The sequence below is a fragment of the Mycobacterium sp. genome (genome assembly GCF_004298145.1).
Classification (GTDB): domain Bacteria; phylum Actinomycetota; class Actinomycetes; order Mycobacteriales; family Mycobacteriaceae; genus Mycobacterium.
In genome coordinates this window covers 66,589-88,765 of record NZ_SCRH01000001.1, presented here as the reverse complement: position 1 = coordinate 88,765, position 22,177 = coordinate 66,589, and the positions used below count along the sequence as shown (strand labels likewise).

Below are 22,177 nucleotides of genomic sequence, written 5' to 3'. Positions count from 1 at the left end.
TCACTCGATCTCCTGACCTGGTTGCGTGTGCACGGCAGGAGAACCCACCTGAGTGGGCATTCGGTGGGCATGACCCACCAAAAACCTGACGTGCGCGGTCTTTGTCACCGAAGGGCACGCGGGGCCGATTCGCACCGGCCGAGGTCTGCCCAAGGCAACCCCTAGGTTCTAGGGGTTGACCCGGGCCGACACAGGCATTTCAGGTTCGACGCATGTTCGTAATCGATCCTCTTCGCAAGTATGTCCGGCGAGCGGCGTACCTGAGCGCGCGGAGGATCGGCCTCGCGGTGCCAGTCGTCAACGACCCGGTCTCGACCCTGAGCAGACTTTTACGACCGGCCTGGGCGCCCCAACTAGGGAGCAATGCCGTTACCGGGCACCGTCGTCGGTCGCACTGAGGTTGAACACTCACGGCGGGGTGTCAGCGGTGCCCGCACGCAGCTGAATATCGGGTAGCTTCCGGCGGGCAATGTTGTGTGCGTCTTGTGCTGTCAGCCCGAGTGCGCCCAGTAGCACCTCTGCACTAGATGTTTCGGCGTCTGCCCCCAGCCGCTGTTCGAGCACAGCGCGTGTCACAGCGATGGTGGCGCCGATGAAGGAGGTAAGTGCGGTGTCGACGTCCATCGGCCTGAACCGTCCGCAAGCAACCCCATGTTCGAGAAGGCGCTTTCCGTAACCGGCCAACGCGTCTTGGAAGACAACGTCCGCGCGATCGAGATTGACGATCAGCCAGGCGGTCTGCGGTTCGGTCGCGGCGTTACGCACAAACCAGCGATGCGCAGCGGACGCCGACTCGGCGGGATCATTGAACCGGCTCGCTTGCATGGCCAACTGACTCGCAATCTCCGACGTCAGTTCCGTGGCCACAGCTTCAACAAGGTCCTCCTTGCTATCGAAGTAGTTGTAGAACGACCCGAATCCGATGTCTGCCACAGCAGCGATCTCGCGAAGTCGCAGCGCTGCCACGCCCTTCTCGGCGATGAGCCGTGACGCGGCCGCCGTGAGTCGGCGCCGCGTGAGTAACTTGCGCCGGGCAATTCGTGTCGATTCGCCGGATCGAGAGACGTGTTCAAGCTCCACGGGGCCATCATCGCAGAAAGTTACGATCAACTGATCAGTATTGACCATATGTTCATAACTGATCTACGCTGCGACTGACCACACCCGCTGGAGGTTTGCATGTCACAGACCGAAATCCAGGACCCGGAAATGGGCCTGCGCCTCACACGGGATGCCAGCGACCCCCGCTTCTATATGGAGGCCAACAGACAGGCCTACCTGGGTATCCATCGTGACTGTCCGATCTACTGGGTCGACGCACGCTACACACAGCCGTTTTGGAACGTCTGCCGCCATGATCTGATCCGAGAGGTCGGCAACGATGTGGAGGCATTCACGACGGAATTCGGTGTGCATTTAAACGGGGCCGCATTCACCCTCAAAGACGTTGAGCCTCAATCGATGATGCAGGCACTACCGGTCGCGCTGAGACCGGCCAACATCATGGATGCAGCCAGTCACCGGAGATTGCGCACCCCGCTGAACCGACATTTCCGGCCAACCAGCATCGCGAGAATGAGTGGTGCCGTGCGCCATGCGATTACGACGATTCTCGACGCGGTTGAAGAGAACCGGGAGGTGGACCTCGTTGACGTGTTCGCCAGCCGCGTTCCGTTGCTGGTCACCACCGAACTGCTCGGAGTAAGCACTGATCGCGAACATGACTTCGCGATCTGGGCTAACACGATTCTTGAGTCGTTCGAACCAGGGGCGACACCGGATTTCGACGCGTTGGCCGACATGGTGGCCTTCTTCACCGCCGAGGTGGACTCCCGTCAGGCCGACCCACGCGAAGGCGACCTGATGTCGGCACTGATACAGAGTGATTTTCAGCGCGACGAGGTCGTCATGTGGTGCTGGCTACTGCTGGTGGCAGGGCTGGAGACGACGGGCAACCTTATCGCGGGCGGAGTGCATCTGTTGCTGCGCGACTTACGCAATCGTGACCGCCTCGTGCGCGAGCCCCAGCTGGTCCGCTCCGCCGTCGCCGAGATGCTGCGTGTCATCACTCCGGGACGCTACATCCGGCGAACCGCCACAGTGGACATAGAACTCGGTGGGCAGGCGATAAAGAAGGGCGACGCGGTGGTGATGAACTTCACCGCGGCCAACTTCGACCCCGAGATGTTTACCAACCCGCTCGAGTTTGATCTCGATCGCAACCCTGATCCGCATCTGTCTTTCTCGTGGGGACCGCATAGATGCGTGGGACAGTCCCTGGCACTACTGGAGTCGGTAATCGCGTTCGAGGAATTTCTGGCGCGATTTCCTAACTCGGAGCTTCGCGGCGAAGCGATATTCCGACCAAGTCTGGCCACCGCGGTTGTCGAATCGCTGCCCGTCGTGTTCAAGTCGTAGGTTGCGCAACAATTCGAGCCGGCTGCGGATGCGGGCTCGTCAGTACGATCGGCCGTCGCAATCGACGATTGCGGGCGGTGCCCAAAAATCCCCGCCCGTAGGATGGTCACCCGCCTACTTCGGCGACGACCTCGCGTTCAACGTCACCAGCATCGAAGCCCCCGACACCAACCCGGCGTGGCGGGGACTCTACGACATACCTGACGGTTGCGCCGACGTCGTATTACCGCTGGCTGGTCCGTGACGGTGAAGTGGTCGAGATCGCCGCGGTCCGACGCAATGTCCTCGAGTATCACCCGGTGCTCAACAGCGCGATCCGCCAGGAGCTTGAAATCGTGGACGACACTGGGCGCACCCACCGCTTTAAGGGTCAGGCCCTCTCCGTCGCGCCCATCCATTCATGGCCCAACATCGCGTTCACCGACAGCGTGCACCGCTGGCAGGACGAGGCCGGCCGTACCACTTACTGCACCTACCAGGAAATCTGGTGGGACGCATACCAACACCGAATGAAGGGGGCCAAACATGGCTAACGACTCGCGCAGTGCCGACGTGATCGTCGTGGGCGCCGGACACAACGGCCTGACCACAGCAGCGTATCTGGCCAAAGCCGGCCTGGATGTGCTTGTCGTGGAAGCGTATTCGACACGCCTAGCTCGACGGCACCTCCGCCACGCAGCGAAACCCGATGTGGGTCGTCGCGGAGTCCTGTGATTGCGGAGACCGGGCCGCCGGCCGATAGCGGTGGCAGTACTCCGGCGCGCACAGATGGCTGCCGCCCTTCAACGTCTGGCTGACGGCCGGATCGGCGGGACCCGACGGGGTGCAGCAGGCCTTGGCCGGCAAGTCGAGCCGGTGATGCGGGGAGAACTCGGTGGCGGTCCACTCCCAGACGTTGCCGATCATGTCGAGCAGGCCGAACGCGTTGGGCGCAAACGCGCCGACCGGTGAGGTCCCCACCCAGCCGAGCGCCCCGTCATTGCGGTAGGGGAAGCTGCCCTGCCAGGTGTTGGCCATCAGCCGCCCCTCGCTGGTGGCCTCGTCGCCCCACGAGTACGTCGTCGTACTTCCGGCGCGGGCCGCGTACTCCCACTCGGCCTCGCTCGGCAACCGCCGCCCCGCCCAGCGCGCGTAGGCCACGGCGTCGGGATAGGCGACCTGCACCACCGGATGATCGCCGCGGTCCGCGACGTCGCTCTCGGGTCCGAACGGGTGACGCCAGCTGGCGCCCGGCACCCACTGCCACCACTGTCGCCAGTCACGCAGGTCCACCGGCCCCGGCGTCGGCCGGAAAACCATTGCGCCCGGGCACAGCTCGTCGGGGTCCGCCCCGGGGTACAGCGCGGGGTCGATCGGTTGCTCGGCCACCGTCACATACCCGGTCGCGGCGACGAATTCGGCGAACTGCGCATTGGTCACCGGGTGCCGTTCCACCGCAACGGGACCCACGGTGACCGTATGGATCGGCGCCTCTTCGGGGTAAAAGCCGGTCGAGCCCATGCGGAACGTCCCGCCGGGGAGGTCAACCAGCTCGCTTAGCACCCGTCCAGGGTATGACGAACCCCAAATGAATGGGTTCAGGTCTTATTGGGCGTTCTTCGATCGCGTTGGCGCCACCAGCCGACCAGGAACAACGTCAGCGCGACGACCAACCCGATCAGCACCCACAGGACGATGGCCTGGTCGACCCACGAACCGTACGGCGGGCTGCCCGGCAGGATGTTGCGCAGCGGGACGATGGCGAACAGCATTGCGCCGTACCACGTCGTGAGCGGCGGCAAGAACGAGGTTCGGCCCAACGCCACGGGAATGGCCACCCACAACGCCAGCACGGGCAGCGAGATCAAGACCAGGCAGATGCCGACGTCGAAGATCAGCTGGCCCTTAGACCTCTGCAGCGTAATGATCAAGTCGTCCTTGACATCTGGGCTGGGGTCTTCGGCGTCGTGCACGCGGGTGACGGTGGCATCCCAACCGTCCAGCCGCCCGGTGGCTTCGACACGGGCGGCCGTTTTCTCCCGGTGCGACCCGGACCCGGTGAACACATCGGCCGAGATAACCCCCGTTTCATACGAATCGAACGGCCAGTTGGCCGGGTCACCGTGCGCCTCGATGGTCGTACTGACTTGCGCCGGAGCCTTTCCCACCGGGTAGTGCAGGTCACCCAGGTCGTTGTCCGGATACAGCCGCACCGCCGCATCGGTGGTGAGCACGCCGAAGTTCTTGTCGTACAACGCGTCTTTGGGGTAGACGAGCACATTGACCGTCAACCGGTTGGCGACGGTGTCAAGCTTCTCGAGGCGCACCTGCACGACGCTGTCCTCGGCCTCGAACTTGCTCAGGTCCACCGCGGGAAGCGCGGGCGCCGATTGGGCCAACAGGTGCACGGCGATCAACGACAGCACATAGATCACGACGAGAAAGGCGACGATCCCGAACGCGATCGCGGCCTGCCGTCCACGCGCGCCGGCCGGGGCCGCGGGCGCGGCGATCATTGGGGCATCACGCAGCGTGATGCTAGCAGCGCAAACCGCACTTTTCAGCGGATAGCGAAGGCGGCTCCCGGCCCGCGATTTCACCGCTCCGGCGGCGGGCTCGGCGCTCCCCTCACCTGGTCGCCTCAGTCGCGCGAAAAGGCAAGGGCGATCTCGGTTTCCACGTCCCGATAGGGCCGGCCGGACAGGTCGACGGTGACCTGGGCGATGGTGCCGCCGGTGAACGCGAACGGCGCCTTGAAGCGACTGGACACACCCGATCCGCCGTTCCGCCCGACGGTGATGCCGGCCCCCGCCAGCCCGAAGGTGCCGGGGTGGGTGGTCACCCCGGCCAGCGTGCCGACGACCTCGTCGTCGATGAACAGCGTGACGTCACCGAGTGGCGTGTGGCTGTTTTCGACCGTGCCGGTCCGCGCATAGCTGGCGCCGAACAGATGCCTGCCCAACGGCACCGCCCGCGACGAGGAGACCTCCTGCTGGCGCTCGCCGAGGAAGTTGTACACGTAACGCAGCCGGCCATCCTGCACGAACAGGACATGCCCACCGTGGGCGCCGCCCTGCTTGAACAGCACCCCCTCGGCGCCGGTGATATCGATGGTCACCTCGGCCAGCACCGAGAACGACCGGCCGCTGATCTCGGCGGCCGCGCCGATGCCCACATCCGCGCAATCGGGATAGTAGATGTAGCTGGACCGCTCGCCGACCAGATATGGCCGTGACCGCCCCAGGGTCTCCAGGATGTTGAAATCCGCGAGCGGCAACCCGTTGTACTTGTCGGCCTCCGAGAACCACAGCGCCTTGAGTTCCTCTAGTTTGTCCGGGTTTTCGGCCGCCAGGTCGTGGCACTGGCTACGGTCGGCCTCGATGTGGAACAGTTCCCAGCGGTCGGCGTCGAAATGCGACCAGCCGGCCGGCGTGGCCGCGTGCACGGTGTTGGCGAACCAGCCCTCATGCCAGATCCCGCGGGTGCCCAGCATGGTGTAGAACTGAGTGCTTTTCCCCGTGATGGCGTCCGGAGCAGCAAGGGCCGCTTTGAAACTCACGCCCTCCAGTGGCTTTTGAGCGACGCCCTTGACGGTTTCCGGCGGGGTCAGACCGACCAGGTCGTAGATGGTCGGAGTGACGTCGCAGACGTTGACGTAGTTGTCGCGGACCTCGCCGTGCGCGGCAATCCCGTTGGGCCAGGAGATGATTGCCGTATCGGCGATGCCGCCCTCGTGGGAGGCGTACCGCTTGTAGAGCTTGTAGGGCGTGTTGAACGCCATCGCCCACCCGATCGGGTAGTGGTTGTAGGTCTGCGGGCCGCCGAGTTGGTCGAAGAGCTTCATGCTCTCCTCGACGGTGTCGATGTAGCCGTTGAAGAACTTGCCCTCGTTGACCGATCCGTTCGGGCCGCCCTCACCGCTGGCGCCGTTATCCGAGATCACCACGATGATGGTGTTGTCCAGCTGACCGGATTCCTCGAGATAGTCCAGGACGCGGCCGATCTGCGCATCGGTGTAGCTCAGGAAGCCGGCGAACACTTCGGCCATCCGGGAAAACAGCTTCTTCTCTTCGCCGGTCAGCGTGTCCCAGGGCCGCACCGTGTCCTGCAATGGCCAGTCCTGGCCGTCGGGCCCCTTCACGTCGAGGTACGGGTTGACCGGCGACAGTTCGGTGTCCGGCGGCACGATTCCCAGCGACTTCTGCCGTTCCAGCACGATCTCTCGGTAGCGCTCGTAGCCCATGTCGAAGCGGCCGGCGTAGCGGTCCGCCCATTCTTTGAAGACGTGATGCGGCGCGTGCCCGGCGCCGGGACACACGTAGGAGAACCAAGGCTTATCGGGTGCAATCACTTTCGCATCGCGGATGAACTCGATCGTCTTGTCGGCGATGTCCTTCGAGAGGTGGTAGCCGTCCTCCGGGGTCGCCGGCGGGCTCACCGGGTGGTTGTCGTACACCAGATCGGGATACCACTGGTCGGTCTCCCCGCCCAGGAACCCGTAGAAGCGTTCGAAGCCACGCGAGATCGGCCAGTGCCGCTTCGTGGAAGCCAGGTTCGATTCTTCCAAGGGGGTCAGGTGCCACTTGCCCACGCAGTAGGTGTTGTACCCCTGTTCCACGAGAGCCTCGGAAAGCAGCGCGGTTTCGAACGGGATGCGGCCGTTGGCGTTGGGGAAGCCCTCGGTGAATTCTTCGATGGTGGCCATGCCCACGGTCGTGGCGTTGCGTCCGGTGAGCAACGAGGCCCGGGTCGGTGAACACAGCGCGGTGGTGTGGAACTGCGAGAGCCGGACGCCGCGCTCGGCGATGCGCGACATGGCGGGCATCTCCACCAAGCCGCCGAAGCAATCCCAAGTCGCGATGCCCGTGTCATCCCAGACCAGATAGAGGATGTTCGGTGCGTTCTTCGGCGCGGTCGGCGCGGCGTAGGGGCCCCAATCCGGTTCGGAATCCCGGATATCGAGCTCGATCTTGCCTTGAAAGGCTCGCAAGTCAGTGGACATGCGCCGAGCGTAACGTGACGGCGAATGTTCCGATCATTTTTCGCAGTGGCGTCACATTCGGCAAAGCAAAACGCCCGAGACGATCAGGTCTCGGGCGTTTCGATGTTGCTAGGAGGGCTTACTTCGCCTTTTCCAGAATTTCGACGAGTCGCCAACGCTTGGTCGCCGACGTCGGGCGCGTCTCCATCAGCGAGACACGGTCGCCGATCCCGGCGGCGCTGTTCTCGTCGTGCGCCTTGACCTTCGTGGTGGTCCGGATGATCTTGCCGTACAGCGGGTGACGCACGCGGTCTTCCAGTTCGACCACGATGGTCTTCTGCATCTTGTCACTCACCACGTAACCGATGCGCGTCTTGCGCCGGCCGCGCACCTTCGGGGTGGCCGGAGTGTTCTTGGGGCCTTTATCCTTCGACGCGGCCTGGGCTGCGGCGGCCTTCTTGGGTGCAGCCTTCTTGGCTTCTGCCATCACGATTCCTCACTTCCGTCGGACCCGTCGGGTCCGCTGGCCAGGCCCAGTTCTCGTTCGCGCAGCACGGTGTAGACGCGCGCGATCTCCTGACGCACGGTGCGGAGCCGGCGGTTGTTGGTGAGCTGGCCGGTCGCCATCTGGAAACGCAGGTTGAACAGCTCTTCCTTGGATTCGCGCAACCGCTCGGTCAGCTCCTCGTCGGTGAGCTCACGCAGTTCGCCAGGCGAAATTCCCACTGCCATCAGAGCTGATCCTCTCGAGTCACGATGCGCGCCTTGATCGGCAACTTGTGGATCGCGCGGGTCAGCGCCTCCCGTGCGGTCTGCTCGTTGGGGTAACTGAGCTCGAACAGCACCCGGCCCGGCTTGACGTTGACCACCCACCACTCCGGCGAACCCTTACCCGAACCCATCCGGGTTTCCGCCGGCTTCTTGGTCAGCGGACGGTCGGGGAAGACGTTGATCCACACCTTGCCGCCACGCTTGATGTGCCGGTTGATGGCGATACGAGCGGACTCGATCTGCCGGTTGGTGACGTAGGCGTGCTCCAGAGCCTGGATGCCGTAGTCACCGAAGTTCACCGCCGTGCCGCCGCTGGCGATGCCGCGCTGGCGGGGGTGGTGCTGCTTACGGTGCTTAACTCTGCGGGGAATCAACATGATTCAGCTCTCCGTGCTTTGCGGTTCTGCAGCAGGTGCCGCAGGTGCGGCCGGCGCGGCGCTTTCTTCGGCGCTGGCGGCCCGGCCGGCCTCGGTGCTGGTGGCCGTGGTGCCCGACGCGCCGCTGCGGCGCGGGCGGGTGCCCGACGGACGCTCGCGGCGCGAACGCTCGGCGCCCGCGGGCGCGGCGGCAGCCAATTCGCGCTTGCCGCCGACGATGTCGCCCTTGTAGATCCACACCTTGACGCCGATCCGGCCGAAGGTGGTCTTGGCCTCGTACAAGCCGTAGTCGATGTCGGCGCGCAGCGTGTGCAGCGGCACCCGGCCCTCGCGGTAGAACTCCGAGCGGCTCATCTCGGCGCCGCCGAGACGGCCGGAGCACTGCACCCGGATGCCCTTGACGTTGGGCTGACGCATCGCCGACTGGATGGCCTTGCGCATCGCCCGGCGGAACGCCACGCGGTTGCTCAGCTGCTCGGCGACGCCCTGGGCCACCAATTGTGCTCGCGACTCAGGGTTTCTGACCTCGAGGATGTTGAGCTGCACCTGCTTGCCGGTCAGCTTCTCCAGGTCGGCACGGATCCGGTCGGCCTCGGTGCCGCGCCGGCCGATGACGATGCCGGGACGCGCGGTGTGGATGTCCACCCGGACGCGGTCGCGGGTGCGCTCGATCTCCACGTCGGCGATCCCCGCCCGCTCCAGGCCGGTCGACAGCAGGCGCCGGATCGCGACGTCTTCCTTGACGTAGTCCGAGTACTGCTTGTCGGCGTACCAGCGTGACTTCCAGTCGGTCGTGATGCCCAGCCGGAAGCCGTGCGGATTGATCTTCTGGCCCACTAGTCTGAGCCTCCCTTCGCGTCAGAAGTCTCAGACGTCTTGGCTTCGGCCTTCGGTGCGGCCGTCTTCGCGGGCGCTGTTGCTGCGGCCTTCTTGGCCGGCGCCTTGGTGGCCGGCGCCTTCTTGGCGGCGGCCTTGCTGGCCTCGGCGCGACGGGCCCGGGTCGACTTCGCCGACCGCTGGTCCTTGCCCGGCCGGCTCTCCACCACGACCGTGATGTGGCTGGTGCGCTTGCGGATCCGGAACGCGCGGCCCTGGGCGCGCGGACGGATGCGCTTGGCGGTCGGGCCCTCGTCGGCGTAGACGGTGGCGACCACCAGGGTCGCCGGGTCCAGCCCGTTGTTGTTCTGCGCATTGGCCGCGGCACTGGCGATCACCTTGGCCACCGGCTCACTGGCGGCCTGCGGCGCCCAGCGCAAGATGTCCAGCGCGTCGGCCACCGAGCGGCCGCGCACCAGGTCGATCACCCGGCGTGCCTTTCTCGGCGACACCCGCACGAAGCGTGCTTTGGCCACCGCCGAGGGAAATTCCGTCGTGGTCATCGCCGTTTGGCCTTCCGGTCGTCCTTGATGTGTCCCTTGAAGGTGCGGGTGGGCGCGAATTCACCAAGCTTGTGACCGACCATCGACTCGGTGACGAACACCGGGACGTGCTTGCGTCCGTCGTGGACGGCAAAGGTGTGGCCGATGAAGTCAGGAATGATCGTCGAACGACGCGACCATGTCTTGATCACCTGTTTGGTGTTCTTCTCGTTCTGTGTGTCCACCTTTTTGAGCAGGTGGCCATCGACGAACGGGCCCTTCTTCAGGCTGCGTGGCATGTCTGATTACTCCTGGTCCTGGGCTTCCTCAGCGACCGTGCTTCTTGCCGGTACGCCGGCGCCGGACGATGAGCTTGTTGCTGGCCTTGTTGGGATGGCGGGTGCGGCCCTCGGGCTTACCCCAGGGGCTCACCGGGTGGCGACCACCCGAGGTCTTACCCTCACCACCACCGTGCGGGTGGTCCACCGGGTTCATGACCACACCACGGACCGAAGGGCGCTTGCCCTTCCACCGCATGCGGCCGGCCTTGCCCCAGTTGATGTTCGCCTGCTCGGCGTTGCCCACCTCGCCGACGGTGGCGCGGCAGCGCACGTCGACGCGGCGGATCTCACCGCTGGGCATCCGCAGCGACGCGTAGGTGCCCTCCTTACCGAGCAACTGAATGCTCGCACCGGCCGATCGCGCCAGCTTGGCGCCACCGCCCGGCCGCAGTTCCACGGCGTGGATCACGGTACCGGCCGGGATGTTGCGCAACGGCAGGTTGTTGCCCGGTTTGATATCCGCGTTCGGACCCGTCTCCACCACGTCACCCTGCGAAAGACCCTGCGGCGCAATGATGTAGCGCTTCTCGCCGTCCAGGAAATGCAGCAACGCGATGTTGGCGGTCCGGTTGGGGTCGTATTCGATGTGCGCGACCTTGGCGTCGACGCCGTCCTTGTCGTTGCGACGGAAGTCGACCACCCGGTAGGCACGTTTGTGGCCACCGCCCTTGTGGCGGGTGGTGATGCGGCCGTGCGCGTTACGCCCACCGTGACCGTGCAACGGGCGCACCAACGACTTCTCCGGGGTGGAACGAGTGACCTCGGAGAAATCGGACACGCTTGCGCCGCGACGGCCGGGGCTCGTCGGCTTGTACTTACGAATTGCCATGTCTAATCAGGTCTCCCTCTCGCGGCGGCTCGGTTGGATTACCCAACTCCTCCTCATCGCTTCGCTCTGCATCGTCGTCGGCTAGCTCGGTGCCCCGAACAGATCGATCGGCTTGCTACCCGGGGCCAGTGTGACGATGGCCCGTTTGGTGCTCTTGCGCTTGCCGAATCCGGTCCTGGTGCGCTTCCGCTTACCCTGCCTGTTCGCGGTGTTCACCGATGCGACCTTGACGGAGAAGATCTTCTCGATGGCGATCTTGATCTGCGTCTTGTTCGAATCGGGGTGCACCACAAACGTGTACACGTTGTCATCGAGTAGCGAATAGGACTTCTCCGAGATGACCGGAGCCAGAATGATGTCGCGGGGGTCGGTGATGGTCGCCATCAGGCCGAAACCTCCTCGGGAGTACCGGTGTTGGCGCTGATGTAGGCGTTGAGGGCCTCCACGCTGAACACCACGTCGTCGGAGCGCAGCACGTCATAGGTGTTGAGCTGGCCGGGAGTCAGGACGTGCACACCGGGCAGGTTGCGCACGCTCTTGGCGCCGGCTTCGTCGCTGCGCCCGATCACGACCAGCACCTGCTTGCGGTCGGTCAGTGTGCCCAGGAACGCCCTGGCGTTCTTGGTGGACGGCGTCTGACCCGACACCAGCTCGGTGATCGCGTGGATGCGCCCGTTGCGCGCCCGGTCGGACAGCGCACCGCGCAGCGCCGCGGCGATCATCTTCTTGGGTGTGCGCTGGCTGTAGTCACGCGGCTTGGGGCCGTGCACGACGCCACCGCCGGTGAACTGCGGGGCCCGCGTCGAACCCTGCCGGGCCCGGCCGGTTCCCTTCTGCCGGTAGGGCTTGCGGCCACCGCCACTGACATCGCCGCGCGTCTTGGTCGAGTGCGTGCCCTGACGCGCCGCCGCCCGCTGTGCGGTGACCACCTGGTGCATCAGCGCGATATTGGCCGGGGCGTCGAACAATTCGGCCGGCAACTCGATCGAGCCGTCGACCTTGCCGGCCGGCGTCTGGACGTCGATCTTGAGCGTCTTGGAACCTTGTGTTGCCATCATTTCTCACCTCGTTTGACCGCGCTGCGGACCACCACGAGCCCACCGGTGCGGCCGGGGACCGCACCCTTGATCAGCAGCACGCCGTTCTCGGTATCGACCTTGTGCACCAACAGGTTCTGGACGGTCACCCGGTCGTTACCCATCCGGCCCGCCATCCGGGTGCCCTTGAACACCCGGGCGGGAGTGGCGCAACCACCGATGGAACCGGGTCGACGGTGCACCGCCTGGGCACCGTGACTGGCACCCTGACCACGGAAGCCGTGGCGCTTCATGGTGCCGGCGAAGCCCTTCCCCTTGGAGGTTCCCGTCACGTCGACGTAGCTGCCGTCGGTGAAGATCTCCGCCGTCAGCTCCTGGCCGACCTGGTATTCGGCCGTCGCGTCCGGGTTGTCCAGCCGCAGCTCGGCCAGGAACCGGCGGGGGTTGACGCCCGCGGCCGCGTATTGACCGGTCACCGGCTTGTTGACCTTGCGGGGACTGATCTCGCCATACGCCAGCTGAACGGCGCTGTAGCCGTCCTGCTCGGGCGTGCGGATGCGGGTCACCACGTTCGGCCCGGCCTTGACGACCGTCACCGGCACAATCCTGTTGTTCTCGTCGAATACCTGCGTCATGCCCAGCTTGGTACCGAGAATGCCCTTACGCGCCATTGCTCTGTAACTCCCTACTGGATGTTGACGTCGACACTGGCCGGAAGGTCGATGCGCATCAGTGCGTCAACGGTCTTCGGCGTCGGGTCGAGGATGTCGATCAACCGCTTGTGCGTACGCATCTCGAAGTGCTCCCGCGAGTCCTTGTACTTATGCGGAGAGCGGATGACGCAATACACATTCTTCTCGGTCGGCAGCGGCACCGGCCCTACGACACTGGCACCCGTGCGGACGACGGTCTCGACGATCTTGCGCGCCGACGCGTCAATAGCCTCATGGTCGTAGGCCTTAAGCCTGATGCGGATCTTCTGTCCCGCCACGCTTCTCCTACCCTCGCTCCTGTTGAGGCCCGGTATCCGGGCTCAAATAATCCGTGTCCTCAGTGCCACCGGCGCGCCGATCGGGCCGGCCGCTGCTGGGCCGATCGAGCGTTGCGCCGGATACTGCGCCGCTGTTTACCTGTCGTGGTCCACCGGCCCCCGCGGTCGGGTGTGTCACCCTCACGCAGCCTCATCCGCGACCGAAATTCGTCGCTCTCAAAGGATGGGACCGGACGCGCCCGTTTGGACGCTGGTCGTATGCCCGACCAGGCGCAAACCCGGCTCAAGGCAACCTGAACAGTATGCCTTAGATCATGGCCCGAACAAAATTCGGCCCGGATCTCGGGCCGAATCCGGCGCACCCGCCCGGAGCGTGGTCACGGCCGGGGGCTAATGCGCAGGTCAGAAGCCTTGAGATAGCCGGTGCGGAGGCCAAGACTGGTGCCATCAGCATACCGACCGTTGATCCGGAAACAGCACAGGCCGTCCAGGTGTTCGCCGACCCCACCGCGTACGCCGACGAGCCGCGGCTGCATGCGGCGCTGACGCACCTGCGCGCGCACGCACCGGTGTCGTTGGTCGACTGTGCGCCGTACCGGCCGTTCTGGGCGATCACCAAGCACGCCGACATCATGGAAATCGAGCGGGCCAACGACCTCTTCCTCAGCGAGCCGCGGCCCCTGCTGGCCCCCGCCGAGGCCGACGACTTCGCGCGCGCCCAGCTGGACGCCGGGATGGGGCTGCGCACCCTGATCCACATGGACGACCCCCAGCATCGGGTGGTGCGCGCGATCGGTGCCGACTGGTTTCGTCCCAAGGCGATGCGCGCGCTGAAGGTCAGGGTCGACGAGCTGGCCAAGATCTACGTCGACAAGATGACGGCGGCCGGCGGCGAATGTGATTTCGTGCAAGAGGTCGCCGTGAACTACCCGCTGTACGTGATCTTGTCGCTGCTGGGCCTGCCGGAATCGGATTTCCCGCGCATGCTCAGACTCACCCAGGAGCTGTTCGGCGGCGACGACGAGGAATTCAAGCGGGGGGCCACACCCGAGGAGCAGATGCAGATCCTGCTCGACTTCTTCAGCTACTTCAGCGATCTCACCGCGGCGCGGCGGGCCGACCCCACCGACGATTTGGCCTCGGCGATCGCCAACGCACGCGTCGACGGCGAACCGCTGTCGGACGTCGACACGGCCTCCTATTACGTCATCATCGCGACCACCGGGCATGACACCACGAGTGCCACAATCTCCGGCGGCCTGCAGGCGCTGATCGAAAACCCCGACCAGCGCGCCCGCCTGACCGCTGACCCCGGGCTGATGCCGCTGGCGACCGAGGAGATGATCCGCTGGGTGACGCCGGTCAAGGAGTTCATGCGCACCGCGGCCGCGGACACCACCATTCGCGGGGTGCCGATCGCCGAGGGGGAATCGGTGTACCTGTCCTACGTGTCGGCGAACCGCGACGAGGAGGTCTTCGAAGACCCGTTCCACTTCGATGTCGGCCGAGACCCCAACAAGCACTTGGCCTTTGGCTACGGCGTGCACTTCTGCCTGGGGGCCGCGCTGGCCCGCATGGAGGTGAACAGCTTTTTCACCGAGCTGCTGCCCCGGCTGAAGTCCATCGAGTGCTCCGGAGAACCCGAACTCATCGCCACCACGTTCGTGGGCGGCCTCAAGCACCTGCCGATTCGGTATTCGCTGCGTTAGCCCGGTCGACCTGAACGTGTAGGAAACCATCGACCGCCGCCAGCGCGCACTCGCGGTAGTCGAAATCGGGCAGGGTGGACAGGCGGCCCAGCACCAGGGGGCCGATAAGCAGCGCGATCGCCCGGGAGCGGTCCACCTCGCCCAGCTCGGCGGCCTCCGGGCTGTCGAAGATGACATCGAAGGGCTCCGCATACTGCTGGGCGATCCGCTCGCGCAGCGTGGTGATCGCCGCGCTGTCGCCATTGACGCTATGCCGGGGTTCGGGCAACCCTTCCAGGTCACGCCCCAGCGCCAGCCAGGACATGGCCGTCATGAGGGTGGGCGCGTGGGCCACGGCTTCGGCCTGGGCCAGCACCACCGCGACCAGACGGTCGCGCAACGAGCCCTCGGCCGGCGGCATCGGTGACGCCGGGATCAGGCTGTTGAAAGCCGCTGCCAACAAGTCGTTTCCGCTCGGGAAGTGGCGATACAGGGTCGCCCTGGCCACGTTGGCGGTGCGGGTGACCGCGTCGACCGTCACCGCACTGGGACCGCCGGCGCGCAGCAGCGTGACCGCGGCGTCCAGCAGCCTGGCCCGCGACCGCGCTGGCCGGGGATCGGTCGTTCCGGCGGCAATGGTGACCACCTCCTGTGTGAAATCCAGACTATCGGGTCGCCACCCTCGTCGGGCTTGACCAGCGTACTGACGGGATCGGCATCGGCGATAGCTTCCCGGGCGTCACCGCACGAATTCCGCGGCCCGATGCCCGATCATCACGATGGTGGCGTGCGGACCGCGGCTGGTGATCGCGGGCAGGATCGAGCCGTCGATCACCCACAGGTTGTCGACGCCGTAGACCCGGCACCGGGGGTCGACGACGGCCCGCGGGTCGCCGTCGATGCCCATCGGCGCGGTGCCGCAAAGATGTTGCGACGTAGACCACACGGCCGTCGCGGCATCGGTTGTGCTACCCGCCAATTCGCGGGCCAATTCGCTGCCCCGGCGCAGGGCCGCGACGTCGTCGGGCTCGCTGTCGTAGCGGTGCTCGATGCGCGGCGCCACGCCCGGATCGGCCGAGACCAGCGTGAGGTGCCCGCGCGCGCGTGGCCGCATGAGCGCCACCCCGATATGCGGCCAGTCGGCATGCCCGGCGGTGCCGTCACCGGTCATCGTCACGAATCCACCGGTATACGGCCTGATCTCGAGGTCGTCAGCCGTGCTGAGCACCACCTCGAGCACCGGCCGCCCGGGAGCCACCGCCCAGTCGGTGGGCAGGACCCACTCGGCGTGGTCACTGAACGACGCCCCCACCGGCAGCGGCGTGACCACCGGTACGCCGACGGCGGCCAGCATCCCCGCTTCGCCGATGCCCGAGAGCATGAGGAGATGCGCCGTTTCAATGGCGCCGCCGCACAAGACGATTCGATCGGCGGTGAAGGTGATGTGTCCGTGTGGACCGATCGCGTCCACCCCCGCCGCGACGGTGCCCGCGAAACGCACTCGCGCCACCCGGGTCTGCGCGTGCAGGCGCAGGTTCGGCCGGCTCAGCGCCGGGATCAGAAAGCCCGCGCCGGACCCCCTGCGCACGCCGTCGACGATATTGAGCGGGACGGCACCTATCCCCGAAACCGGCGTCACCGCAACGTCGTTGAGGTCAGCAATCCAGCCGAACCCGGCGCGCTCCGCCGCGGCGATGAAACGCTGTGTGGTTCCGGTCATGTCGCGGGTACGACGCACCAGAATGGGGCCGCTGTCGCCATGGGCGGGGCCGACGAAGTCCAGGTCGGTCTCGATGGCGCGGAAGCTCTCCAGCACGTCGGACCATCCCCAGCCCGGCATCCCGATGCCGTCGAAATCGCGGGGCAACCCGCGGCAGAAGTAGCCGCCGTTGATCGCGCCCGACCCACCCACCGTGGCCCCGCGCACGATGGGATGCTGGCGGGCCGGTTCCTCGGTAAGACGGGTCTGATAACGCCGGACCAGCGGGCTGCCGACGCCTATCGGCAACTGCAACCCGTTGGCGGTCTGCGCGAGCAGTCCCGGATCGTCGAGCGCCGGCCCCGCCTCGAGGACGGTCACCGTGCGCCCCGGATTGGCGGAAAGACGTTCCGCGACAACCGATCCGGCACTGCCGGCGCCGACGATCAGCACATCGCTGTGCGAGACGGCTGCGGTCAAGGCGGTGGCTAACTCCGGATCTGGGGTTTCAGGGCGCGCACGTTGCGCTCCCGTAGCACACCCCACCACAACCCGAGTCCGTACGCCAGGTCGTCGACGCGCTTGAGCACCAGGTAGGTCGGCAGCCCGATCGGTTCGACATCGTCACCGATGGCGTCGCGGCGGCGAAGCCAGTCGACCACTCCGTCCATGACGGCCGCTACCACCACCACCCGGCGGAAATGGCGTGACATGGTCGCGGCCACCAACGCCAGCGGCCAATAGTGCCGGCACAGCGCCGACGCCAGCTGCAGCGCCGCCGACCACAGGCCACGGCCGGCGATCATCGCGACATCGGTCATCGACGTCTCGGCGCAGCGCATCGCCCGCGCGATCCGGCGACCCGTCAGGACGGCCAGCACGACGGACGCCAGCCGCGACAGCGTGGACCCGAATGCCATCAGAATCCAGGTCATCAGCGCCCAGCCGGAAATCACCACCGGCGCCGTCTTGTCCGGGTGGCGCACCGACAGCGGAGCCGCCGAGCCGCCGTAAAACGCTTTCCGCGCAAGCCAATCCCGTAGTTCGGTGCGGTGGTCGTGGGCGACCAGCGCGATCGGCTCGTAACGCAGCCGAGCACCCGACTCGATCAGCCGCCAGCACAGGTCGACGTCCTCGCCGGACTGCAACGTCTCGTCGAACCCGCCGACCTCCCGGATGGCCGAGCACCGACAGATGATCGCCGCGCTGGGGACGTAGGACACCGTGCTGTGGGGCAACACCGGCGCTTCGCGCTCACCGAGGTCGAGCGAGGAGTGCACCGCCTCGTAGCGCGCCACCACGTTCTCGCTGTGCGAGAGGCCGACGATGCGCGGCGCGACCAGCGCGACGGTGGGATCGCAGAAGTGACCGAGCAGAGCTTCCAGCCAGCCCCGGCGCGGCGCGACGTCGGAATCCAAGAATGCGACGAAGTCCGTCCGGCAGGCAGTCAGCCCGCTGTTGCGGGCCGCCGCCGGGCCCTTGCTGCGGTGGTGGCGCAACACCTCGATGTCGCAGTGCGCGCCGACGAAGTCTTCCGGCTCGACCGGGTGGAACGAGCCGTCGTCGACCACGACGACGCGCATGCCGCGCAGCGAGCTCACCAGCCGCCGCACGCCAGAGAGGTTGTTCCGCACCGGAATTACCACGGTCACGTCGTGGTGCGACGGGCCGCCCGCCGGCCGGGGATGCGCCACCGTGGCGTCCAGCAGGGTACGGGCGAGCTGGGCGCTGACATCGTCGCGAACCTTCAGCCGGCCGTCGCAGAGCAGGTCCTGTGCGGCCGGGGCCAGCTTCAGCAGCCGGGTCGGCGAACCGCCCAGCAGGGCCGAGCCGTCGCCGAGCACCCGCACGCGGCGGTCGACCTGGACGGCGAACCCGTCGGGCAGCCGGGGTGCCGCCGCGCTCACGTCAGCATCCCGTTGGGGCCGGGCCCCCACCGGGCGACCCGGCGAACACACTCATCGACCATCCCGGTGAAGATGCGCTCGCCCTCGGCGGCCGTGGCGGTACTCGGGTCGCCCAGCACGCCGACCGGGCTGACGGCAGCGACTCCGCCACGGCGCATCGAGGCGAGCAACTCGGGCAAGGGTGCGGTGTTGCCGGCCAGCCACCGGTCGGTCCGGACATCGGCCGGCGAGATATGCAGCAACACCGATGTTTCGGTATGACCGGCGTGGGCGTCACCGCCGACGGCCACACAGGGGCACCATCCGGCGTCACGGCCCTCGGTGCGCAGTCGGGCCACCGCGGCGCCCAGCGCGGCGACGTTGCCGCCGTGGCCGTTGACGAAGACGAGGCGCCGGGCCCACGTGGCCGCTGACCTGCCGTACTCGACCAGCAGCAGCGTCAGCGCCTCGGTGCCGAGCGAGATCGTCCCGGCGAAACTCTGGTGTTCGCCGCTCGCGCCGTAGGCGATGGCCGGCGCCACCAGCCACTGGTCTTTCAGACGGGCCTGCGCCGCGCGGGCAACCGCCGCCGCGATCCGGGTGTCGGTATCCAGCGGCAGGTGTGGCCCGTGTTGCTCGGTCGACCCCAGCGGAACCATTACCGACGGCGAGATGCTGGACAGCTGGCTCGACGTCGCTGTTCCTAATTCGCCGAGTACGGGCACTCGGTGATGGTAGGACGAATTCACCTGGCGTGCACCAATTGTTGAAGCTTGAAATTAACTTTTTTTCCGCACCGTTCATCGGGCATTCGAATTGTGGGCTCGTTCGTCACGGCTATCCCGCCCGTACCACGATTTCCGTGGCCGTCAAATAATTCGGGCAAAGCCGCCCTGGATAGCCAGGCTTGCGTTATCCGCCGGCCGACGGCACGCCCAGCGCCCGGGTGAAACCGGGCGGCACCAGGATGTCGTCCGGACCCAGGTCGTGCACCGAGGAGTGCCCCAGACCCATCAGCGCCGAGTCGATGCCGCCGCGCAAGATGTCGAGGACGTTCTCCACGCCCGGTTGGCCCGCCGCGGCCAGGCCCCACAGGTATGCCCGGCCGATCATCACCGCGCGCGCCCCCAGCGCCACGGCCTTGACGACGTCACTCCCGCGCCGGATGCCGCCGTCGAGCAACACCTCGACCTGATCGCCGACGGCCGCGGCTATCGCGGGCAGCGCGCGAATCGAGGCCGGGGTGCCGTCCAGGTTGTTGCCGCCGTGGTTTGACACCGAGATCGCCGAAACCCCTGCGTCCACAGCCTTTTTGGCGTCATCGACGCGTATTACGCCCTTGAGCATGAACGGACCGCCCCACACTTCGCGAAGCCAGGCGATGTCTTCCCAGGTCGGCGGCGGAGTACCCATCCACTCGCCGTAGGCCGCGAAGAAGGGGGGCCCGGGCTCGCCGCGGTGACCCTGGTTGGGCACCCGCAGCTCCGGCGGCCGCATGGTCTTCGCCCACTGCAAAAACCACCGCGGCTTGGTGATGACCTCCGGGCTCATCTTGACGATGGTCTTCAGGTCCATCTTCTCCGGGATCGAGGGGCTGCCCCAATCCCGGCCGTGCGAGAAGCTCCAGTCGGTGGTGACGATCAGGCCCACCGCCCCGGCCGCCCGGGCGCGCTCGACCCGCGCGGCGATCGCGTCGCGGTCACCCAACCAGTACACCTGGAAGAACAACTTGGGGTTCGCCGCGATGACCTCTTCGATCGGCTTGCTGGCGAACGAGGACAGGCCCATGGCGGTGCCGCGGGCGGCGGCGGCCCGCGCGACGGCCACCTCACCATCGGGGTGCACGGCCTGCACACCGGTCGGTGAGATCAGCACCGGCATCGAAATATCCTGGCCCATAACGCTGGTCGACATGTCGCGCTTTTCCGCCGCGCCGACGACATGGGGAGCGAAACCGAGCTCACCGAATGCTTCGACGTTGTCGGAAACCGTGATTCCCTTTTCGCTGGCCGAAACCAGAGACGAATAGGCCGATTTCGGCAACCGGCGCTTGGCGCGTTGCTGCGCGATGGCAACGGTTTCAAACCATTTGTGGGCCAACGTCACACCGGACTTTCATTACACAGGCGGGCCGGTGGCTTCGCGGGGGTGATCGCCGGCGGTCGCATCGACAGCGTGAGGGGCAGCGGCTGGCGGATGTGCTTCCCACGGGAGTGATCGGCCCGGGAGCGAGGCGTCTCGCGGTCGTTCTCCAGCGCCGACGCGCTGTGCCCCTGGACGCATTCGGGGTCCGGCCCGTCCAGCGGCAGGCCGGTGAAGAACTTGGCGGCCATGCATCCGCCCCGGCAGCTGTCAAAGAACTCGCAGCTGGCGCAGGCGCCCGCCGACTGCGGCTCGCGCAGCTCGAGGAAGAGCGGGGCGTTTTTCCAGACGTTGTCAAAACCGCCGTCGGAGAGCACATTTCCGGCCAGGAAGCGGTCATGGATGGCGAACGGGCAGGCGTACACGTCGCCGACCGGGTCGATCAGGCACACCACGCGGCCCGCCCCGCACATGTTCAGACCGGCCAGCGCGCCGGATTGGCCCAGCGGGGCCAGGTGGAAGAAGGAGTCGCCGGTGAGCACCCGCTCGCCCTTGGCGACCAGCCAGTTATACAGCTGGACCTGCTGGTCGGCGGTGGGATGCAGCTCTTCCCAGACATCGGCCCCGCGCCCGGACGGGCGCAACCGGGTGATCCGCAGCGTGGCGCCGTAACGGCTTGCCAGCGCGGCGAATTCGTCGAGCTGGTCGACGTTGTGCCGGGTGACGACCACGGAGATCTTCGCGTCGGTAAATCCGGCCTCCGCAAGGTTCTCCAGCGCGCGCACCGCCATGTCGAACGACCCGCGTCCGCGGACCGCGTCGTTGACCTCGGCGGTGGCGCCGTCCAGCGAGATCTGCACGTCCACGTAGTCGCTGGCCGCCAACCGCGCGGCGACCTCGGGCGTGATCCGGACGCCGTTGGTGGAGAACTTCACGCCGACGTGGTGGGCGGTCGCGTAGTCGACCAGCTCCCAAAAGTCCGGGCGCACAGTGGGTTCCCCGCCACCGATGTTGACGTAGAACACCTGCATGCGTTCCAGCTCATCGATGATGTCCATGCATTGACGGGTGGACAGCTCGCGCGGATCCCGCTTGCCCGACGACGACAGGCAGTGCACGCAGGCCAGGTTGCAGGCGTAGGTGAGCTCCCAGGTGAGGCAGATAGGTGCGTCGAGCCCGTGCTCGAACTGGTCGATCAGCCGCGGTACGGCCGCTTGGGACGGTGCGTTCATTGATGGTCCTCCCGGGGCACCAGCATCTTGGAGTCGACGAGCACACCCAGCGCATGCAGGTAGGGACCCTGCCCGGCGTCGTCGATGCCCGCCGCGCGACAGGCGGAGCGGACATCGGGGTGGTCGGCCAGCGACTGCACCACCGCGAGGATGGTGCGGTTCTTCAGGAACGACAGCTTGCGGGTGCCGAAGTGGTAGAGCAGCGCGCCGAACGGTTCCGGCCGCACCGCCACCTGCGGGTGCAGGCGCCAGCCGCGATCAGGATCGAACATGGTGTCGCCGACGGGGCGAGCCGTGTGAGCCCGCGCGGGCGCAGGCACGGTCAGTAGACCCCGCACATGCCGTCGATGGATACCTCTTCGACCAGGGTCTCGGTGACGAGTTGGGTGTCAGTTTCGGTCTCGTGGTCCACGGGGCCTTGCCTTTCGTCGGGTCTTGACAACGATGGGGTCTGAGTCACACTCGACGCCAGAATATGGCATCGAGTGCCGAAATGGAAGGGCGGGGT

27 protein-coding genes and 1 pseudogene are annotated in these 22,177 nt (G+C 66.4%); 5 read left to right on the top strand and 23 right to left on the bottom strand.

Features of this window, described 5'->3' with window-relative positions; genetic code table 11:
* Positions 1 to 408: 408 nt before the first annotated feature.
* Positions 409 to 1,128, bottom strand: a complete 720-nt coding sequence (locus EPN51_RS00450) for a TetR/AcrR family transcriptional regulator (protein WP_293034835.1) — start codon at positions 1,126 to 1,128, stop codon at positions 409 to 411.
* Between the two features lie 51 nt (positions 1,129 to 1,179).
* Here EPN51_RS00450 and EPN51_RS00445 point away from each other — a divergent pair, with 51 nt between their 5' ends.
* The 4 genes and pseudogenes from EPN51_RS00445 to EPN51_RS00430 all read left to right on the top strand — a co-directional run.
* Positions 1,180 to 2,418, top strand: a complete 1,239-nt coding sequence (locus tag EPN51_RS00445) for a cytochrome P450 (protein WP_293034833.1) — start codon at positions 1,180 to 1,182, stop codon at positions 2,416 to 2,418.
* Position 2,419: 1 nt separating this feature from the next.
* Complete coding sequence (locus EPN51_RS00440; protein WP_293034831.1) at positions 2,420 to 2,662, top strand: hypothetical protein; 243 nt, start codon at positions 2,420 to 2,422, stop codon at positions 2,660 to 2,662.
* Positions 2,663 to 2,669: 7 nt separating this feature from the next.
* Entirely contained in the window at positions 2,670 to 2,951 is a 282-nt protein-coding gene (locus tag EPN51_RS00435) for a hypothetical protein (protein WP_293034829.1), read from the top strand.
* Positions 2,944 to 3,066, top strand: a pseudogene (locus EPN51_RS00430) (FAD-dependent oxidoreductase); the annotation flags it as partial. The gene EPN51_RS00435 and the pseudogene EPN51_RS00430, both read left to right, overlap by 8 nt.
* Before the next feature lie 3 nt (positions 3,067 to 3,069).
* Here EPN51_RS00430 and EPN51_RS00425 read toward each other — a convergent pair.
* The 14 genes from EPN51_RS00425 to rpsJ all read right to left on the bottom strand — a co-directional run bounded on the left by EPN51_RS00425 (position 3,070) and on the right by rpsJ (position 13,082).
* Positions 3,070 to 3,960, bottom strand: a complete 891-nt coding sequence (locus EPN51_RS00425; protein WP_293034827.1) for a formylglycine-generating enzyme family protein — start codon at positions 3,958 to 3,960, stop codon at positions 3,070 to 3,072.
* A gap of 35 nt (positions 3,961 to 3,995) precedes the next feature.
* Positions 3,996 to 4,913, bottom strand: coding sequence for a DUF4436 domain-containing protein (locus tag EPN51_RS00420; RefSeq protein ID WP_293034825.1), 918 nt, complete (start codon positions 4,911 to 4,913; stop codon positions 3,996 to 3,998).
* A 125-nt stretch (positions 4,914 to 5,038) separates the two neighbouring features.
* Positions 5,039 to 7,399, bottom strand: a complete 2,361-nt coding sequence (locus tag EPN51_RS00415) for an arylsulfatase (protein WP_293034823.1) — start codon at positions 7,397 to 7,399, stop codon at positions 5,039 to 5,041.
* Positions 7,400 to 7,517: 118 nt separating this feature from the next.
* Entirely contained in the window at positions 7,518 to 7,865 is a 348-nt protein-coding gene (gene rpsQ / locus EPN51_RS00410) for a 30S ribosomal protein S17 (protein ID WP_293034821.1), read from the bottom strand.
* Entirely contained in the window at positions 7,865 to 8,110 is a 246-nt protein-coding gene (rpmC, locus tag EPN51_RS00405) for a 50S ribosomal protein L29 (RefSeq protein WP_293034819.1), read from the bottom strand. Before rpmC ends, rpsQ begins: the two co-directional genes overlap by 1 nt.
* Entirely contained in the window at positions 8,110 to 8,526 is a 417-nt protein-coding gene (gene rplP, locus EPN51_RS00400; protein ID WP_293034817.1) for a 50S ribosomal protein L16, read from the bottom strand. Before rplP ends, rpmC begins: the two co-directional genes overlap by 1 nt.
* A gap of 3 nt (positions 8,527 to 8,529) precedes the next feature.
* On the bottom strand, positions 8,530 to 9,363 hold the full coding sequence (gene rpsC / locus EPN51_RS00395; RefSeq protein WP_293034815.1) for a 30S ribosomal protein S3: 834 nt from the start codon (positions 9,361 to 9,363) through the stop codon (positions 8,530 to 8,532).
* Positions 9,363 to 9,905 carry a 50S ribosomal protein L22 gene (rplV, locus tag EPN51_RS00390; protein ID WP_293034813.1) on the bottom strand — a complete coding sequence of 181 codons (543 nt, stop codon included), beginning with the start codon at positions 9,903 to 9,905 and terminating at the stop codon, positions 9,363 to 9,365. Before rplV ends, rpsC begins: the two co-directional genes overlap by 1 nt.
* On the bottom strand, positions 9,902 to 10,183 hold the full coding sequence (gene rpsS / locus EPN51_RS00385; RefSeq protein ID WP_008260806.1) for a 30S ribosomal protein S19: 282 nt from the start codon (positions 10,181 to 10,183) through the stop codon (positions 9,902 to 9,904). The genes rplV and rpsS overlap by 4 nt, the downstream gene beginning before the upstream one ends.
* A 28-nt stretch (positions 10,184 to 10,211) precedes the next feature.
* Complete coding sequence (gene rplB, locus EPN51_RS00380; protein WP_293034811.1) at positions 10,212 to 11,054, bottom strand: 50S ribosomal protein L2; 843 nt, start codon at positions 11,052 to 11,054, stop codon at positions 10,212 to 10,214.
* Positions 11,055 to 11,135: 81 nt separating this feature from the next.
* On the bottom strand, positions 11,136 to 11,438 hold the full coding sequence (gene rplW / locus EPN51_RS00375) for a 50S ribosomal protein L23 (RefSeq protein ID WP_293034809.1): 303 nt from the start codon (positions 11,436 to 11,438) through the stop codon (positions 11,136 to 11,138).
* Positions 11,438 to 12,109 (bottom strand): 50S ribosomal protein L4, encoded by a 672-nt coding sequence (gene rplD / locus EPN51_RS00370; protein WP_293034807.1) that lies wholly within the window; start codon positions 12,107 to 12,109, stop codon positions 11,438 to 11,440. The genes rplW and rplD overlap by 1 nt, the downstream gene beginning before the upstream one ends.
* Positions 12,109 to 12,762: a 50S ribosomal protein L3 gene (gene rplC, locus EPN51_RS00365; protein ID WP_293034805.1), complete on the bottom strand. Its 654-nt coding sequence runs from the start codon at positions 12,760 to 12,762 to the stop codon at positions 12,109 to 12,111. Before rplC ends, rplD begins: the two co-directional genes overlap by 1 nt.
* Before the next feature lie 14 nt (positions 12,763 to 12,776).
* Entirely contained in the window at positions 12,777 to 13,082 is a 306-nt protein-coding gene (rpsJ, locus tag EPN51_RS00360) for a 30S ribosomal protein S10 (protein ID WP_003873519.1), read from the bottom strand.
* A 446-nt stretch (positions 13,083 to 13,528) separates the two neighbouring features.
* Here rpsJ and EPN51_RS00355 point away from each other — a divergent pair, with 446 nt between their 5' ends.
* Positions 13,529 to 14,791 carry a cytochrome P450 gene (locus tag EPN51_RS00355; protein ID WP_293034847.1) on the top strand — a complete coding sequence of 421 codons (1,263 nt, stop codon included), beginning with the start codon at positions 13,529 to 13,531 and terminating at the stop codon, positions 14,789 to 14,791.
* Here the strand turns inward: EPN51_RS00355 and EPN51_RS00350 are convergent.
* The 8 genes from EPN51_RS00350 to mftA all read right to left on the bottom strand — a co-directional run bounded on the left by EPN51_RS00350 (position 14,757) and on the right by mftA (position 22,081).
* Positions 14,757 to 15,356 carry a TetR/AcrR family transcriptional regulator gene (locus tag EPN51_RS00350; RefSeq protein WP_293034845.1) on the bottom strand — a complete coding sequence of 200 codons (600 nt, stop codon included), beginning with the start codon at positions 15,354 to 15,356 and terminating at the stop codon, positions 14,757 to 14,759. The genes EPN51_RS00355 and EPN51_RS00350 overlap by 35 nt on opposite strands.
* 153 nt (positions 15,357 to 15,509) lie before the next feature.
* Positions 15,510 to 16,949, bottom strand: coding sequence for a mycofactocin system GMC family oxidoreductase MftG (mftG, locus tag EPN51_RS00345; protein WP_293034803.1), 1,440 nt, complete (start codon positions 16,947 to 16,949; stop codon positions 15,510 to 15,512).
* Between the two features lie 8 nt (positions 16,950 to 16,957).
* Complete coding sequence (gene mftF, locus EPN51_RS00340) at positions 16,958 to 18,376, bottom strand: mycofactocin biosynthesis glycosyltransferase MftF (RefSeq protein ID WP_293034801.1); 1,419 nt, start codon at positions 18,374 to 18,376, stop codon at positions 16,958 to 16,960.
* Positions 18,373 to 19,104 carry a mycofactocin biosynthesis peptidyl-dipeptidase MftE gene (gene mftE, locus EPN51_RS00335; RefSeq protein WP_293034799.1) on the bottom strand — a complete coding sequence of 244 codons (732 nt, stop codon included), beginning with the start codon at positions 19,102 to 19,104 and terminating at the stop codon, positions 18,373 to 18,375. Before mftE ends, mftF begins: the two co-directional genes overlap by 4 nt.
* 163 nt (positions 19,105 to 19,267) lie before the next feature.
* Complete coding sequence (gene mftD, locus EPN51_RS00330; protein WP_293034843.1) at positions 19,268 to 20,455, bottom strand: pre-mycofactocin synthase MftD; 1,188 nt, start codon at positions 20,453 to 20,455, stop codon at positions 19,268 to 19,270.
* A 2-nt stretch (positions 20,456 to 20,457) separates the two neighbouring features.
* Entirely contained in the window at positions 20,458 to 21,669 is a 1,212-nt protein-coding gene (mftC, locus tag EPN51_RS00325) for a mycofactocin radical SAM maturase (RefSeq protein WP_293034797.1), read from the bottom strand.
* Positions 21,666 to 22,007, bottom strand: a complete 342-nt coding sequence (gene mftB, locus EPN51_RS00320) for a mycofactocin biosynthesis chaperone MftB (RefSeq protein ID WP_293034795.1) — start codon at positions 22,005 to 22,007, stop codon at positions 21,666 to 21,668. Before mftB ends, mftC begins: the two co-directional genes overlap by 4 nt.
* Complete coding sequence (gene mftA, locus EPN51_RS00315; RefSeq protein WP_007773607.1) at positions 21,992 to 22,081, bottom strand: mycofactocin precursor MftA; 90 nt, start codon at positions 22,079 to 22,081, stop codon at positions 21,992 to 21,994. The genes mftB and mftA overlap by 16 nt, the downstream gene beginning before the upstream one ends.
* Between the last annotated feature and the right edge of the window lie 96 nt (positions 22,082 to 22,177).

What these genes read in the sequence shown, in the direction of transcription:
- EPN51_RS00450 (WP_293034835.1), bottom strand. Translation starts at nt 1,128, where the DNA reads ATGGTCAATACTGATCAGTTGATCGTAACTTTCTGCGATGATGGCCCC.
- EPN51_RS00445 (WP_293034833.1), top strand. Translation starts at nt 1,180, where the DNA reads ATGTCACAGACCGAAATCCAGGACCCGGAAATGGGCCTGCGCCTCACA.
- EPN51_RS00420 (WP_293034825.1), bottom strand. Translation starts at nt 4,913, where the DNA reads ATGATCGCCGCGCCCGCGGCCCCGGCCGGCGCGCGTGGACGGCAGGCC.
- EPN51_RS00415 (WP_293034823.1), bottom strand. Translation starts at nt 7,399, where the DNA reads ATGTCCACTGACTTGCGAGCCTTTCAAGGCAAGATCGAGCTCGATATC.
- rpsQ (WP_293034821.1), bottom strand. Translation starts at nt 7,865, where the DNA reads ATGGCAGAAGCCAAGAAGGCTGCACCCAAGAAGGCCGCCGCAGCCCAG.
- rpmC (WP_293034819.1), bottom strand. Translation starts at nt 8,110, where the DNA reads ATGGCAGTGGGAATTTCGCCTGGCGAACTGCGTGAGCTCACCGACGAG.
- rplP (WP_293034817.1), bottom strand. Translation starts at nt 8,526, where the DNA reads ATGTTGATTCCCCGCAGAGTTAAGCACCGTAAGCAGCACCACCCCCGC.
- rplV (WP_293034813.1), bottom strand. Translation starts at nt 9,905, where the DNA reads ATGACCACGACGGAATTTCCCTCGGCGGTGGCCAAAGCACGCTTCGTG.
- rpsS (WP_008260806.1), bottom strand. Translation starts at nt 10,183, where the DNA reads ATGCCACGCAGCCTGAAGAAGGGCCCGTTCGTCGATGGCCACCTGCTC.
- rplB (WP_293034811.1), bottom strand. Translation starts at nt 11,054, where the DNA reads ATGGCAATTCGTAAGTACAAGCCGACGAGCCCCGGCCGTCGCGGCGCA.
- rplW (WP_293034809.1), bottom strand. Translation starts at nt 11,438, where the DNA reads ATGGCGACCATCACCGACCCCCGCGACATCATTCTGGCTCCGGTCATC.
- rplD (WP_293034807.1), bottom strand. Translation starts at nt 12,109, where the DNA reads ATGGCAACACAAGGTTCCAAGACGCTCAAGATCGACGTCCAGACGCCG.
- rplC (WP_293034805.1), bottom strand. Translation starts at nt 12,762, where the DNA reads ATGGCGCGTAAGGGCATTCTCGGTACCAAGCTGGGCATGACGCAGGTA.
- mftC (WP_293034797.1), bottom strand. Translation starts at nt 21,669, where the DNA reads ATGAACGCACCGTCCCAAGCGGCCGTACCGCGGCTGATCGACCAGTTC.